General features: G+C 71.5%; 15 protein-coding genes. 3 read left to right on the plus strand and 12 right to left on the minus strand.

Translation table 11 applies throughout. From position 1 onward, the window contains the following. Positions 1–54: 54 nt before the first annotated feature. Positions 55–489, plus strand: coding sequence for a MarR family winged helix-turn-helix transcriptional regulator (locus tag G3T37_RS01060; RefSeq protein ID WP_163471628.1), 435 nt, complete (start codon positions 55–57; stop codon positions 487–489). Here the strand turns inward: G3T37_RS01060 and G3T37_RS01065 are convergent. The 12 genes from G3T37_RS01065 to urtA form a co-directional block, all read right to left on the minus strand. Further along, positions 410–1,495 (minus strand): HoxN/HupN/NixA family nickel/cobalt transporter, encoded by a 1,086-nt coding sequence (locus tag G3T37_RS01065; protein WP_163471629.1) that lies wholly within the window; start codon positions 1,493–1,495, stop codon positions 410–412. The genes G3T37_RS01060 and G3T37_RS01065 overlap by 80 nt on opposite strands. Beyond that, positions 1,492–2,289 carry an urease accessory protein UreD gene (locus tag G3T37_RS01070; protein WP_163471630.1) on the minus strand — a complete coding sequence of 266 codons (798 nt, stop codon included), beginning with the start codon at positions 2,287–2,289 and terminating at the stop codon, positions 1,492–1,494. Before G3T37_RS01070 ends, G3T37_RS01065 begins: the two co-directional genes overlap by 4 nt. Beyond that, on the minus strand, positions 2,237–2,983 hold the full coding sequence (gene ureG, locus G3T37_RS01075) for an urease accessory protein UreG (protein ID WP_163471631.1): 747 nt from the start codon (positions 2,981–2,983) through the stop codon (positions 2,237–2,239). The genes G3T37_RS01070 and ureG overlap by 53 nt, the downstream gene beginning before the upstream one ends. Continuing rightward, positions 2,976–3,683: an urease accessory UreF family protein gene (locus G3T37_RS01080; protein WP_163471632.1), complete on the minus strand. Its 708-nt coding sequence runs from the start codon at positions 3,681–3,683 to the stop codon at positions 2,976–2,978. The genes ureG and G3T37_RS01080 overlap by 8 nt, the downstream gene beginning before the upstream one ends. Further along, complete coding sequence (locus G3T37_RS01085; RefSeq protein ID WP_163471633.1) at positions 3,683–5,386, minus strand: urease subunit alpha; 1,704 nt, start codon at positions 5,384–5,386, stop codon at positions 3,683–3,685. The genes G3T37_RS01080 and G3T37_RS01085 overlap by 1 nt, the downstream gene beginning before the upstream one ends. Beyond that, on the minus strand, positions 5,373–5,813 hold the full coding sequence (gene ureB / locus G3T37_RS01090; RefSeq protein WP_163471634.1) for an urease subunit beta: 441 nt from the start codon (positions 5,811–5,813) through the stop codon (positions 5,373–5,375). The genes G3T37_RS01085 and ureB overlap by 14 nt, the downstream gene beginning before the upstream one ends. 12 nt (positions 5,814–5,825) lie before the next feature. Then, positions 5,826–6,128 (minus strand): urease subunit gamma, encoded by a 303-nt coding sequence (locus G3T37_RS01095; protein ID WP_163471635.1) that lies wholly within the window; start codon positions 6,126–6,128, stop codon positions 5,826–5,828. A gap of 16 nt (positions 6,129–6,144) precedes the next feature. Further along, complete coding sequence (locus tag G3T37_RS01100; protein WP_163471636.1) at positions 6,145–6,843, minus strand: ATP-binding cassette domain-containing protein; 699 nt, start codon at positions 6,841–6,843, stop codon at positions 6,145–6,147. Beyond that, positions 6,840–7,634, minus strand: a complete 795-nt coding sequence (urtD, locus tag G3T37_RS01105; RefSeq protein ID WP_163471637.1) for an urea ABC transporter ATP-binding protein UrtD — start codon at positions 7,632–7,634, stop codon at positions 6,840–6,842. The genes G3T37_RS01100 and urtD overlap by 4 nt, the downstream gene beginning before the upstream one ends. Then, a complete protein-coding gene (urtC, locus tag G3T37_RS01110; RefSeq protein ID WP_163471638.1) occupies positions 7,631–8,728 on the minus strand; it encodes an urea ABC transporter permease subunit UrtC in 1,098 nt (365 codons plus the stop codon). The genes urtD and urtC overlap by 4 nt, the downstream gene beginning before the upstream one ends. Then, positions 8,725–9,612 (minus strand): urea ABC transporter permease subunit UrtB, encoded by an 888-nt coding sequence (gene urtB / locus G3T37_RS01115; protein WP_163471639.1) that lies wholly within the window; start codon positions 9,610–9,612, stop codon positions 8,725–8,727. The genes urtC and urtB overlap by 4 nt, the downstream gene beginning before the upstream one ends. Before the next feature lie 74 nt (positions 9,613–9,686). Continuing rightward, positions 9,687–10,979 carry an urea ABC transporter substrate-binding protein gene (urtA, locus tag G3T37_RS01120; RefSeq protein WP_163471640.1) on the minus strand — a complete coding sequence of 431 codons (1,293 nt, stop codon included), beginning with the start codon at positions 10,977–10,979 and terminating at the stop codon, positions 9,687–9,689. Between the two features lie 252 nt (positions 10,980–11,231). Here urtA and G3T37_RS01125 point away from each other — a divergent pair, with 252 nt between their 5' ends. Next, the gene (locus tag G3T37_RS01125; protein ID WP_163471641.1) at positions 11,232–12,500 is read left to right on the plus strand and encodes an ArgE/DapE family deacylase; all 1,269 of its coding nucleotides are present in this window, start codon (positions 11,232–11,234) and stop codon (positions 12,498–12,500) included. After that, positions 12,497–13,285, plus strand: coding sequence for an FCD domain-containing protein (locus G3T37_RS01130; protein WP_163471642.1), 789 nt, complete (start codon positions 12,497–12,499; stop codon positions 13,283–13,285). The genes G3T37_RS01125 and G3T37_RS01130 overlap by 4 nt, the downstream gene beginning before the upstream one ends. Positions 13,286–13,287 lie beyond the last annotated feature (2 nt).

Genomic DNA, 13,287 nt, shown 5'->3' on the forward strand with positions numbered 1-13,287 from the left:
CGAGCCCGTCACGATGCGACGATTATAGGGAGACAGCCGAGGGGAGATGACGCGATGGCCACAGCGCCCGATGTGCCCGTCGATGCTGCCGCGCTCGATGCGCCAGCCGCGCCGGGTGCGGACGCCACGGCGCGCCCCGGGGTGAGTGCCGCGGTGCTCGACGGTGTGCGGCAGACCCTCGGCGAAGCCCGACGGCTCTCCGCGCGCCTGGCCTCCGTGCTCGCTCCCGAGGGTTTTCTCGTGGACGAGCTGCTCATTCTCGAGACCCTGCAGCGCCGACCCGGCCTCACCATGACGGAGCTGCACGAGGAGGTGCTGGCCGACAAGGCGACGCTCGGGCGGCGCATCGACGGCCTCAGCACCCGTGCCCTCGTCTTCCGCGAGGTAGATGCGACCGACCGTCGCGTGCTCAGGGTCTACCTTTCTCGCCGGGGTGCGGAGGAGCTGTCACGGCTGGCCGCGCTGCTGGCCGAGCCTTTTGCAGACTGACCAGCCAGACGCCCGCGAGCACGGCGGAGAGGATGCCCGCGGTGACGCCCATCGGCGGCACGGGTACGCCGATCGCCTCGCCCAGCTGCGCACCGCCGACGACGAGCGCGGTCACGATGGAGGCGGCCGCGGCGACACGCGCCGGGGTGGCGGCGTGTGCGGGCGAGAGTGCTGCCGGTGCGGGTGCGGGTGCCGGTGCCGGTGCCGGTGCGGGTGTGGCGCGTGCGGACGCGGCGGCGTGTGCGGCGGCCCGCGCGGCGGCGAGATAGCTGCGCCGGGCGAGCGCGCCCTGCACGGCGTCGAGCAGGCTCATGCCGGCCGCGAACAGCAGGGGAAGTGCGATCGAGGCCGCGAGGACGCCCTCGCTGGGCGCTCCGCCGCCCGAGCCCGCGCCCGTCGCCGTCGCCGCGAGCGCGAGGAGTGCCACCTCGGTCGCGGTGTCGAGGCCGAGACCGAACGCGATTCCGACGAGATAGAGGCGTGAGGGTCGCGCCACTCTGCCGAGGACGCGGCCCGCGGCGAGGGCGGCGACGGTGCGGGGCACGCTCGGGCCGGGCCCGGCCGCCCGAGGGTGCCGTGGTCGCCGCCGCGCGCCGATCAGCAGTGCGATGTTGACGATCGCGAGCAGCACGAGCACGAGCCCGGAGACGGTCGGCCCCCAGACCCGGGCGATGCGCAGGAGCGGGGCACTCTCGGGAAGAACTCGCGCGGCCACGCCCGTCGAGCCCGCGACGAGAAGGCACAGCGCGGTGACGACCGTCGAGTGCCCGAGCGAGAACCAGAGTCCGGCGCCGCGCGCCGGACGACCGCTCGCAACCAGCCCGCGCGTGGCGACGTCGATCACCGCGATGTGGTCGGCGTCGACCGCGTGGCGCAGCCCGAGCGCGTAGGCCGTCACGAGGGGACCGATCGGCAGCGCGGCGCCCAGGCCGCAGGTCACGCCCATCGCGACGCCGGCGAGGTGCAGTCCCATCACCGTGCTGGTGGTGGGCGAGGGCGCTCTCACCGGGCAGCGCTCCGCGGCACCCCGAACGGGCTCGCGTGGTAGTCGCCGCCGAGCCAGCGGTGCACGCGGCCGCCGCGCTCCAGCGCGAGCGTCACCGCGCCGTCGGGGTGGCCTGTGCCGGAATCGTCGCCGTCGGCGTCGCCGGGCTCGCCGGTGCTGACGCCGCCGTCGCCGTTGTCGGCGTCGTCGCCGTGGGCGCCGAGCTCGAGCACGCTGTCGAGCACCCGGTGCCCACCGAGCACCCCGGGCACGGGCCGCGCGCCGTCCACCGTCAATTCCTCGACGAGGAGCGGACCGTCGGGGTCGACGACGTCGGTACGGGCGACCGCTCGTCCGCCGCGCTCGCCGGAGCGACCGAGCACCAGGGTCTCGCGGAGCAGCAGGCGGGCGTTGTGCCCGAGTCGTGCGTGCAGGCTGCGGCGAACATCCGCGCCGTCGCAGACGACGAAGGGATGCGCGTGCCAGGCGACCCGCGCGCCCTCATCCACCACGAGCTCGGCGGCCCAGTGCGCGGTGCGCCCCTCGCCGTCGTAGGCGACCGTGCCTCCGACGTCGATGAGGGTGAGCCGGCACCCCGCCGCCACGCGGATGCCCACCCGCACGTCATCCCCGCCGAGCAGCATCGCTCCGCCGGCGACGAGCGCGACCTCGGCCTCCCGACGCGTGCGGTGCACGAGGCGGGCGGCCAGGAGTCCGCTCGAGAGGCGCACGCGCACCGGGGCGGCGTCGTCCCCCGGGGCGTCAACCGTGATCGTGGTGGTCGTCGGCGTCGTGCGGGTGTTCGTGATGAGCATCGTGGTCGTGGTCGTCGTCGTGCGCGTGCGAGTGGGGTGCCATCGGGCCCGGGTCGATGGGGGTGTGATCGCCCGACCGGTGGCGGTCGACCAGGGCGAGCACCCAGGCACGCAATTGCGCGACGGAGTGCGGGTCGTGCCGAGAGAGGGCGATGACGGGCGCGCCCGCCCGTGCGGTACGGGCATCCGCGACCATCGCGGACACATCCACGCCGACGTGCGGGGCGAGGTCGGTCTTGTTGACGATGAGCAGGTCGGCGCGGGCGATCCCGGGGCCGCCCTTGCGCGCCACATCCCCGCCGCCCGCCACATCGAGCACGAACAACTGCGCGTCGACGAGCGCGGGGGAGAAGGTGGCGGTCAGGTTGTCGCCGCCCGACTCGATGAGCACGAGGTCGAGCGGGGCGAAGTCCTGCTCGAGATCCTCGACCGCGAGAAGATTCGCCGTCACGTCGTCGCGGATGGCCGTGTGCGGGCACGCCCCCGTCTCGACCGCGCGGATCCGCTCCGGCGCGAGCACCCCCGCGGAGCGGAGGAATCGCGCATCCTCGTCGGTGTAGATGTCGTTGGTGATCACGCCGAGGGCGAGCTCGTCGCCGAGGGCGCGGCACAGCGTCGCGATGAGGGACGACTTGCCGACCCCGACGGGACCGGCGATGCCGAGGCGCAGGGAGCGGCTGGGGGAGTCAGGCACGGAACAGCCTTTCGGTCAGGAGGGAGTGGGCCTGGGTCCACCCCTCGGATTGCGGGGTCGACGCGGCGGGGATCTCCTCGGGCCGCCGGCAGGCGGCAACCGCCGCCACATGAGGTTCGGCGGCGGCGCAGGCGTCGAGGACGAATCCCGCGACCAGCAGCGGGTCCTGCGGTTCGAGCTTCAGAGCGGCGGATGCGGCTGCCTGCGCCTCCTCGTACACGACCAGCCGCACCAGACTCGCCGCCTCGATTCCCGCCGCCGCCGCGATCACCCCGAGCACGACGCTGCGGGGCGGTTGCGGGCCGCGGGGATTCATCGTGTCGCCCACCGCCGCAGCCCACACCGCGGTCGCGAGCCGCACATAGCCGCGGCCGAGCTGGCGTGAGAGCCGGCGCTGCACCGGCGAGGGGGTGCGGGCCGCCCACGCCGCGGTCACCGCGTCGAGCCCGGCGGCCGTGGTGTTCTGCCCCGGAGACCGGCGCGCGAGGTGCGCGGCGACGACCGCGGTGCCGGCCTCGGTGAGGCTGACGGTCGTGGCGCGGCCGATCATCCACTCGCGGATCGATTCGGCCGGCATGCCCCCGCGCAGCGCCGGTTCGAGTCCGGCCGAGGAGACGTGGCCTCCGGTCGGGAGCCGGCCATCGGCGAGGAGGAGAGCGACCGTCGCCGGATCGACCAGGGTGTCGGTGGGAGGCGCCATCAGAACAGGTTGTACCGCTGCGCGAGCGGCAGTTCCGTCGCGGGGCGCGGCTCGACCGGTACTCCGTCGATCGCGATCGCGAAGGTGTCGGGCCGGATCTCGATCGAGGGGAGCGCGTCGTTGTTGCGCAGATCCCGTTTGCCGATGTGCCGGGTGGGTGCGATCGGTCGCAGCGCGCGCCGGAGATCGAGCCGATCCGCGAGCCCGTCGTCGATCGCGGCCGGTGCCACGAAGGCCACGGCCACGTCGGCGCCGATCGCGTCTCCGAAGGCGGGTCGCATGAGCACGGGTTGGGGTGTGGGGATCGACGCGTTCGGGTCGCCGAGCGCGGCCCAGGCGATCACGCCGCCCTTGATCACGAGCTCGGGGCGGACGCCGAAGAAGCGCGGATCCCACAGGGCCAGGTCGGCCATCTTGCCGACCTCCACCGACCCGACCTCCCCGTCGATGCCGTGGGCGATCGCCGGGTTGATGGTGTACTTCGCGATGTAGCGCAGTGCGCGGTCGTTGTCGGCCGGTCTCGTCTGCTGCGCGGTGGGCCGGGCGAGCGCCATCACGTGGGCGAGCTGCCAGGTGCGCGTGATCACCTCACCGATGCGACCCATCGCCTGGGCGTCGGAGGAGGTGATCGACAGCGCGCCGATGTCGTGCAGGATGTCTTCGGCCGCGATCGTGGTCGCCCGGATCCTCGACTCCGCGAAGGCCAGATCCTCCGGTACCGAGGGGCTCAGGTGGTGGCAGACCATGAGCATGTCGAGGTGCTCGGCGACCGTGTTGCGGGTGTGCGGCAGCGTCGGATTCGTCGATCCCGGGATCACGTGCGGCAGCGACGCGATGCTCAGGATGTCCGGCGCATGCCCGCCCCCGGCCCCCTCCACGTGGAAGGCGTGGATGCCGCGACCGTCGATCGCCGCCACGGTCGACTCGACGAATCCCGCCTCGTTGAGCGAGTCGGAGTGCAGGGCGACCTGAAGTCCCCAGTGGTCGGCCGCCCGCAGCGCCGAATCGATGGCCGCGGGAGTCGCCCCCCAGTCCTCGTGGATCTTGTAGGCACCGGCTCCGGCGAGCGCCTGCTCGGCGAGCGCCGCCTCCGAGACCGTGCTGCCCTTGCCCATGAGGAGCACGTTCACGGGAACGTGATCGAGCGCGCGGAACATGGAGCGCAGGTGCCAGGATCCGGGCGTGACCGTGGTTGCCTTCGAGCCCTCGCTCGGCCCGGTCCCCCCACCGATCACCGTCGTGACACCGGTCGCCAGGGCCTCGTGCAGCTGGGAGGGCGAGAGGAGGTGAACGTGGGCGTCGATGCCGCCGGCGGTGAGGATGCGTCCCTCGCCGGAGATGACGTCGGTCGCCGGACCGATCACGAGGGAGGGGTGCACGCCGTCCCGGATGTCGGGGTTGCCCGACGCCCCGATCCCCACGATCCGTCCGTCGCGAATGCCGACATCCGCGCGAACGACCCCCCACCAGTCCAGCACCACCACGTTCGTGATGACGGTGTCGGGTGTTCCGTCGGCGCGAGCTCGATCGGACTGTGCCATCGACTCCCGGATCGACTTGCCGCCGCCGAACACGGCCTCCTCGCCGCCGACCGTCTCATCGCGCTCCACCTCGATCCACAGTTCGGTGTCGCCGAGGCGGAGTCGGTCGCCCACCGTCGGGCCGTATAGGGCGGCATACCGGGAGCGGTCAATCCAGACCATCGTTGCCGCCTTCCCGCGCCGAACGCACCGCGCCCGCCACGTCGGCCGAATCTGCCACGTCGACGGCCTCCTCGTCACCCACGTGCGCGCCCACGGCGTCCGCGCCCCACGGTCGGCGCTGGATACCCGGCACTCGCCGGGCGCCCCGCAGCGCGACCGCCGCCACCTCGCGGCTCGCCCCGGGCTCGAAGCGCTGCGAGGTTCCGGAGGGGATGTCCAGCCGGAACCCGCGCGCGGCCGCGCGGTCGAACCGCAGGCCGCTGTTCGCGTCGGGCAGGTGCAGATGCGAGCCGATCTGCACCGGGCGATCGCCGGTGTTGACGATGACGAGGGTGATGCGCTCTGCGGGGGAGCGATCGGCATTGAGCTCGAGTCGGCCCGGCGCGGCGCGCAGGGCGCCGGGGCCGGGTGGGAGGGCGTCGGACATGGCGGCTCCTGGTTACGGGATCGGGTGATGGAGGGTGACGAGCTTGCGACCGTCGGGGAAGGTGGCTTCGACCTGCACCTCGTGCAGCATTTCGGGCACGCCGAGCATCACCTGCTCTCGGGCGAGGACCTCGGTTCCGCTCGTCATGAGCTCCTGGACGGTCGCGCCCTCGCGCGCCCGTTCGATGATCCAGCAGCTCAGGAACGCCACCGTCTCGGGATAGTTGAGCCGGATACCGCGACCGAGCCGATCGCGGGCGACCATGCCCGCGGTCGCCAGCAGCAGCTTCTCCACCTCCGCCGGGGTCAGATGCATGATGAGAGCCTTTCGTTCACAGTGCCAGGACTCGGTGGGCCTCGGCGGCGGCACCGGGTCCGCCGGGGCCGCGATGGCTGAGCCGACCGGAGGTGAGGACGAGGAACTCGTCCGCGGCGGCGACCGCGAAGCCCACGTGCTGCTCCACGAGGAGCACCGAGAGCTCGCGCGCGCGGGTGAGGGTCGCGATCGCCTCCTGGATCTCGGTGACGACCGAGGGCTGGATCCCCTCCGTCGGCTCATCGAGCACGAGCAGTTCGGGGTCGGTCACGAGCGCTCGCGCGATCGCGAGCTGCTGACGCTGACCCCCGGAGAGCAGGCCGGCGGGGCGGGCGAGCAGCTCCCGCAGCGCGGGGAACAGGTCGAGCGCATCCGCAACCCGGCGGCGACCGGCCGCGCCGTAATAGTCGGCCACGAGCCGCAGATTCTCGGCCGCGGTCAACTGGCCGAAGGCCTGCTGGCCCTGGGGCACGTAGGCGAGCCCTCGACGCACCCGGAGGTGCGGCCGCAGCCTGCTCACCTCCGTGCCGGAGAAGCGGATGCTCCCCTCGCGAGCGGGCAGAACGCCGACGATCGCCCGCAGCAGCGTCGTCTTGCCCGCTCCGTTGTGACCCAGGATCGCGGTCAACCGTCCCGGTTCGATCGTGAACCCCACGTCGCGAACGACGGGGACTCGCCCGTAGCCGGTGCTGAGCCGCTCCACCTCGAGTCTCATCTCGTCTCCCTTCCCGTCGCCCTCGCCGTCGCTGTCGCCGTGGGCGCGTCGAGCGGAGCGCCCAGGTAGACCTCGATGACTCGGGGGTCGGACTGCACCTCGTCCACGCCGCCCTCGGCGAGGATGCTCCCGCGGTGCATGACCGTCACGGTGTCGGCGTAGTTGCGGAGGAACTCCATGTCGTGCTCCACCACCACGACGGTGCGGTCGCGGCTGATGCGGCGGAGGAGCTCGCCGGTCGCGGCGCGCTCCTCACCGCTCATGCCGGCGACCGGCTCGTCGAGGAGCAGGAGCCGGGCATCCTGCACCAGCAGCATGCCGATCTCGAGCCACTGCTTCTGACCGTGCGCGAGCTCGCCGGCGGGCCGATCGGCGAGGTCGTCGAGTCCGACGGTGTCGAGCGCGCGCAGCACCTCCTCCGGAACACCCCGTCGGCGGCGCAGCAGCGTCGTCGGGCGGCGGTGCAGCCCCGCCGCGATGTCGAGGTTCTGCAGCACGGTGTGGCCCTCGAACACGCTCGCGGTCTGGAAGGTGCGCCCGATCCCCGCGCGCACGAGCCGGTGCACGGGCCGGCCGAGCAGCTCGTGACCGTCGAACCGCGCGGTGCCGGTGCCACGGACGAGGCCGGTCAGGGCGTCGATGACGGTCGTCTTGCCCGCGCCGTTCGGCCCGATCAGGAATCGCAGCTCGCCCGCGGGCACGGTGAGGTCGACGTCGCGCACCGCGACGAAGCCGTCGAACTCCACGCGCAGGCCCGTGACCTCGAGCGCGAGTGGTCGCGTCGTCGTCATCGTGAATCCCCCTTCCGCCGCCGCAGCACGCCGCCGAGGGTGGCGAAACCCTGGGGCAGGAAGCCGAGCACGAGCACGAACAGCGCTCCCTGGAAGTAGCTCCACACGCTCGGGTAGTTGTCCTGCAGCTGGGCGCCGACCCACGACAGCGCGAGCGAGCCCAGCACCGGCCCCAGCAGCGTGGCCCGCCCGCCGATGGCGACGCCCGCGACGAACATGATCGAGGGGACGACCGCGACATCGGACGGCGAGATGATTCCCGCGATCGGCACGAACAGGGCGCCGCCGACCGCCGCGAACACCGAGGAGACGACGAAGGCGACCGTCTTCACGAGCGCCGGGTTGTAGCCCAGGAATCGAACGCGCATCTCCTGATCGCGCGTCGCGACGAGCAGCTCTCCGTAGCGCGATCGCATGAGCAGGCGCACGAGCAGCACCATGCCGATGAGGGTGCCCGCCGCGAGGAAGAACAGCAGCCGCTGATTGAGCGGATCGGCGAGCGAGTACCCGAAGAAGCCGCGGAAGTTGCTGAGCCCGGTGCTGCCCCCGGTGGACGCCTGCTGTCCGATCAGCAGGATCGCGAACGCGGCGACCAGGGCCTGCGAGAGGATGGCGAAGTAGGCGCCGCGCACCCGCCGGGCGAAGATCGCGTAGCCGAGCAGGGCGGCGAGCGCCGCCGGGAGCAGGATGATCGTGCCGATCGTGATCCAGGGGTCGCGGAACGGCTCCCACCACGCGGGCACCGTGCCCGAGCCGTACAGGCTCATGAAGGCCGGCACCCCGCCCGGACCCGCGTCGTCGAGCTGCAGGTGCATCGCCATCGCGTAGCCGCCGATGCCGAAGAACAGGCCCTGGCCGAGCGTGAGCATGCCGCCCTGTCCCCAGGCGAGACCGATGCCGACCGCAACCATGGCGTAGCAGAGGAACTGGGCCAGCAGGCCGAACTGGTAGCCCGAGAGCGCGGCCGGCGCGACGACGAACAGGATCAGGGCCGCCGCGAGCGTGCCGAGCCACAGCCGCGCCCTCGGGCGCAGAATGCGGCGGAGGCCCCGGGTGCGGGTCGCTGTCACGGCCGTGCGTTCGGCGGTGCTCATGCGATGCTCCTCGTGCGGAGGGCGATGAGGCCCTGTGGACGGAACTGCAGGAAGACGACCACGACGAGGAAGACGAGGGCCTGCGCCGTCGACTGCCCGATCGAGAACCCGATGAAGGATTCGAGGATGCCCAGGCCGAACGCCGCGACGACCGAGCCCCAGAGCTGTCCGATGCCGCCCGCGACGACCACGAGGAAGGCATTGACGATGTAGCTCGTTCCGAGGGTGGGGCTGATCGCCCCGAGCAGGGTGACGCCGACACCGGCGACGCCCGCGAGACCGGAACCGATGAAGAAGGTCATCCGGTCGGTGGCGGCGGTCGAGATGCCCGAGGTCTCGGCGAGATCCCGGTTCTGCACCGTCGCTCGGATGCGCCGGCCGAGGGGCGTCACGCCGAGCACGATACGCAGCCCCAGCACACAGCCGATCGAGAGCGCGAAGAGGAACACCCAGGTGCGCGGCACGTCGGCTCCCGCGATCACGAAGGGGTCGCCCGACAGCCAGGCGGGGGCGGTCACGTTCACGCTCGGAGCGCCGAAGAGGTCGCGGGCGAGCTGCTGGAGAACGAGCGAGACGCCGAAGGTGACGAGGAGCGTGTCGAGGGGGCGCCGGTGCATGCGGCGCAGGAGCGTGACTTCGAGCACGACCCCCAGAAGCCCGGCCGTGACGAAGGCGACCGGCAGGGAGAGCAGCAGGGACGATCCGGGATCGCCGAGCGCGCGCTGCACGAGATACGCGGTGTACGCGCCGATCATGATGAACTCCCCGTGGGCGTTGTTGATGACGCCCATCTGGCCGAAGGTGAGGCCGAGCCCGAGCGCGATGAGCAGCAGCAGCGAGCCGACGCACAGGCCCGACACGATGGTCGTGAGAACCAGGGTCATCAACGCGACCTTTCTGCGAGGGGGCGTGCCCGCCACCACGGTGGTGACGGCGGGCACGCCCGGTGGGTCTCCGGTCAGTTGCTGGGCGCCGCGCTCGCCCCGGTGGCGAGGCCCGCTGCCCAGGGGTAGTCGGGCCCGGTCAGGTACGGGTCGGGGGTGATGGCCGACGGCGACTGCCACACCGTGTCGATCAGACCGGACGGTTCGATGACGCCGATGCGGGCGGTCTTCGTCACGTGGTGGTTCTTGCCGCTGACTGTCATGGTGCCTTCCGGGGCGTCGTAGGAGACCCCGTCGCTGTTCTCCTGGATCGCCTTCACGTCGAAGGACTTCGCCTTCTCGACCATCGCCTTCCAGAGGAACAGCGAGGAGTAGGCGTCCTCCATCGGGTCATCGACCACCGCGTCCTGTCCGTATTCCTTCTGGAACGCGCTCACGAAGGCGTCGTTGGCGGGGGAGCCGATCGTCTGGTAGTAGTTCCAGGCCGTGAGCTGGCCCTCGATGTTCTGCACGCCGATGCCCTTGACCTCCTGCTCGGCGATCGACACGGAGAGCACCGGGACCGTCTTCGCCGTGAAGCCGGCGTTGGTGTACTCCTTGAAGAAGGCCACGTTGGAGTCGCCGTTGAGCGTGTTGAACACGGCATCGGCGCCCGACGCCTTCAGCTTGCTGACGATCGTGGTGAAGTCGACCGAGCCGAGCGGGGCGTACTCCTCGCCGACGATGTCGATGCCCTTCGCCTTCGCGTAGGCGTCGATGATCTTGTTGGCGGTGCGCGGGAACACGTAGTCGCTCCCGACGAGGAACACCTTCTTCTTGCCCTGCTGAGCGAGGTAGTCCATCGCGGGGACGATCTGCTGGTTGGTGGTGGCGCCGATGTAGAAGATGTTCTTGCTCGACTCCATGCCCTCGTACTGCACGGGGTAGAACAGCAGCCCGTTGTCGCGCTCGAAGACCGGGAGCATCGCCTTCCGGCTCGCGCTCGTCCATCCGCCGAAGACGGCGGCGACGCAGTCCTGCGTGAGCAGCTTGTCGGCCTTCTGGGCGAAGGTGTTCGGGTCGGAGGCGCCGTCGGAAGTGACGACCGACAGCGTCTTGCCGAGCACGCCGCCCGCGGCGTTGATCTGCTTCTCGGCGAGGTACAGCGCCTGCTGGACCGGCTTCTCAGAGATCGCCATGGTGCCGGAGAGCGAGTTGATGAACCCGATCTTGATCGAGTCGCCCGAGGTGTCGACGCACGACTTGGCGGAGGGTGCGCCGGACGCGCCCGCTCCGACTTTGGCGCCGGTACAGCCGGACAGGGTGAGGGTGGTGGCGAGCAGGGCGATGCCTGCAGCGCCGGTGATCAGGGTGCGAGGAAGGGACACAACGATGCCTTTCGTGTGGGATGGCCAGGAACTGGTCTGCGACCGAGGAACCGCACGACAGTTGTAGGCGACTCATGTTTCCCGTTTGTTTCAAATGAAAGTAGTTATGTGACGCGGGCGGCGATCACGCGTCGATTCGCGGATTGTTTCGTGCGGGTAAACAGTGCTCGCGCGATCTGGCGCGCCCGCGAATCGAGGTCTACATTCCTTAAACAACCAATCACTGGTTGTTTAGTTTTTTGGAGCCTGTTCGTGACCACTCTCGATGACGCGATCGATCGCCTCGCACCGCGGGCCTTCGAGGTGCTCGCCCGTCTCGTCGCCGAGCCGAGCATCGTCGGCCAGGAGCAGGGCGCGGAAGAGGTGCTCGCGGGCGAGCTGGACGCACTCGGCTTCGCGATCGACCGCTTCGCGATCCCCGCGGACATCGTCGACGACGAGGCTGCGGGAATCGCGCAGGGGAGCTACGAGGGTCGGTACGACATCGTCGCCGAGCGCGGCACCGGAAACCGCTCCCTCCTCATCAACGGGCACATCGATGTCGTTCCGGCGGACGACGCGACGCGGTGGACGAGTCCGCCCTTCGAGCCGACCGTGCGCGACGGCTGGATGATCGGCCGCGGCGCCGGCGACATGAAGGGCGGTTTCGCCGCGGGCCTGCTCGCCGTCCGGGCGCTCGACGAGGTCGCCCCCGGCTGGCAGCGCGGCACCCTCCGCTGGGTCGCCGCGATCGAGGAGGAGTCGACCGGCAACGGGACCCTGGCCTCGGGCCGCGCCGGACACCTCGCCGACGCCGCGCTGCTCCTCGAGCCCACCGATCTCGAGATCCTGCTCGGCGGCATCAGCCTCATCTGGGTCGGCATCGAGCTGGAGGGGCTCGCCGGGCACGCCGAGGCGGCCGGGGAGTCGGTCAATCCGATCCTCACCGCGCTCAGCGTGGTCGAGGCACTCCGCGGTTTCGAGGCGGAGATGAACCGCGCCCACCGCGAGGGCATCGATCGCGATGAGGCTTTCGGCGAGCTCGCCCACCCCTACAACGTCAATATCGGCACCTTCCACGCCGGCGACTGGGCATCGAGCGTGCCGCCGGTCGCGCGGCTGCAGGTGCGGGTCGGCCACCCGGCCGCCTGGACGAGCGAGGAGGCGCTCGCGCGGGTCGCGGCGGCGGTCACGGCCGGAACGGCCGATGTGGAGTGGCTCGTGGAGCACCCGCCGATCATCCGGATGACCGGCTACCGCGCCGAGCGCTACCTGCAGGACTCCACCGCACCCCTCGTCACCGCCGTCGCGGACGCGCACGCGGAGGCCCACGGCGCCAGGCCCGCGCTCGTCACGATCGGATCGACGACCGACGCGCGGTTCTACCTCAATCAGTTCGGGGTGCCGGCCCTTGCTTACGGCCCGCGCACCCGCAACATGCACGGCACCGACGAGGCGGTGGAGCTGGCGAGCATCGTCGAGTGCGCGAAGACGGTCGCGCGGTTCCTGCAGCGGTGGTTCGACGAGGGGAGCGGCGCGTGACGAACGCGGAGTCCGAGCCGGTCATCGGTGCCCTGCGACCCCTCGTCGCCGAGACGGCGGGCGCGCGCATCGCCGATCGCTTCGTGACCGCGATCGCGCTCGGGCAGTTCGTGGTCGGGCAGAAGCTACCGACGGTGCAGGAGCTCTCGAAGCTGCTGGAGGTGAGCCCGACGACCGTGCGCGAGGCGCTCACCCGGCTCGCCGCGCTCGGCTACGTGACGGTTCAGCGCGGTCGGCACGGCGGTACCGTCGTCACCTCGCAGTGGGGACCGGCCTCCGACTCGATGGTGCGCCGGGCGCTCGAGCCCGGCTGGGACCAGCTCGAGGTGACACTCGACTACCGCTCGCTCATCGAGCAGCAGATCGCGCGCACCGCGGCCGTGCGGCACACCGCGGAGGACGCGGATCGCATCCGGCGCGCGGTCGCCGGCTACGAGGCGGCCGACAGCGATCGCGAGTCCAGCCGGATCGCCGACCTCGAGGTGCACCAGGCGATCGCGGCGGCGACGCACAACGCGCAGCTCGCCGACCTGAGTCTGCGCATCCGTCGCGACGTGAGCCTCGGCTTCGATGCCGAGCCGTACAGCCCCGAGGTGCGGGCGCGCGCGATCGACCAGCACGCGCGGCTCGCGGAGGCGATCCTGGGGGCCCGCGCCGACGAGGCCGCCCGGCTCGCCGAAGAGCACTTCTCCCTCACCGCGGAGACCCTCCGCACCCTCCACACCCGCATCGAGTCCGCTGACCCGCGGCGGGTGTCGTCCGATCCGAATCCCACCGAAAGCTGACC

Source organism: Galbitalea soli, from assembly GCF_010686725.1.
Classification (GTDB): Bacteria; Actinomycetota; Actinomycetes; order Actinomycetales; family Microbacteriaceae; genus Galbitalea; species Galbitalea soli.

What these genes read in the sequence shown, in the direction of transcription:
- G3T37_RS01060 (WP_163471628.1), top strand. Translation starts at nt 55, where the DNA reads ATGGCCACAGCGCCCGATGTGCCCGTCGATGCTGCCGCGCTCGATGCG.
- G3T37_RS01070 (WP_163471630.1), bottom strand. Translation starts at nt 2,289, where the DNA reads ATGCTCATCACGAACACCCGCACGACGCCGACGACCACCACGATCACG.
- G3T37_RS01080 (WP_163471632.1), bottom strand. Translation starts at nt 3,683, where the DNA reads ATGGCGCCTCCCACCGACACCCTGGTCGATCCGGCGACGGTCGCTCTC.
- G3T37_RS01085 (WP_163471633.1), bottom strand. Translation starts at nt 5,386, where the DNA reads ATGGTCTGGATTGACCGCTCCCGGTATGCCGCCCTATACGGCCCGACG.
- ureB (WP_163471634.1), bottom strand. Translation starts at nt 5,813, where the DNA reads ATGTCCGACGCCCTCCCACCCGGCCCCGGCGCCCTGCGCGCCGCGCCG.
- G3T37_RS01095 (WP_163471635.1), bottom strand. Translation starts at nt 6,128, where the DNA reads ATGCATCTGACCCCGGCGGAGGTGGAGAAGCTGCTGCTGGCGACCGCG.
- G3T37_RS01100 (WP_163471636.1), bottom strand. Translation starts at nt 6,843, where the DNA reads ATGAGACTCGAGGTGGAGCGGCTCAGCACCGGCTACGGGCGAGTCCCC.
- urtD (WP_163471637.1), bottom strand. Translation starts at nt 7,634, where the DNA reads ATGACGACGACGCGACCACTCGCGCTCGAGGTCACGGGCCTGCGCGTG.
- urtC (WP_163471638.1), bottom strand. Translation starts at nt 8,728, where the DNA reads ATGAGCACCGCCGAACGCACGGCCGTGACAGCGACCCGCACCCGGGGC.
- urtB (WP_163471639.1), bottom strand. Translation starts at nt 9,612, where the DNA reads ATGACCCTGGTTCTCACGACCATCGTGTCGGGCCTGTGCGTCGGCTCG.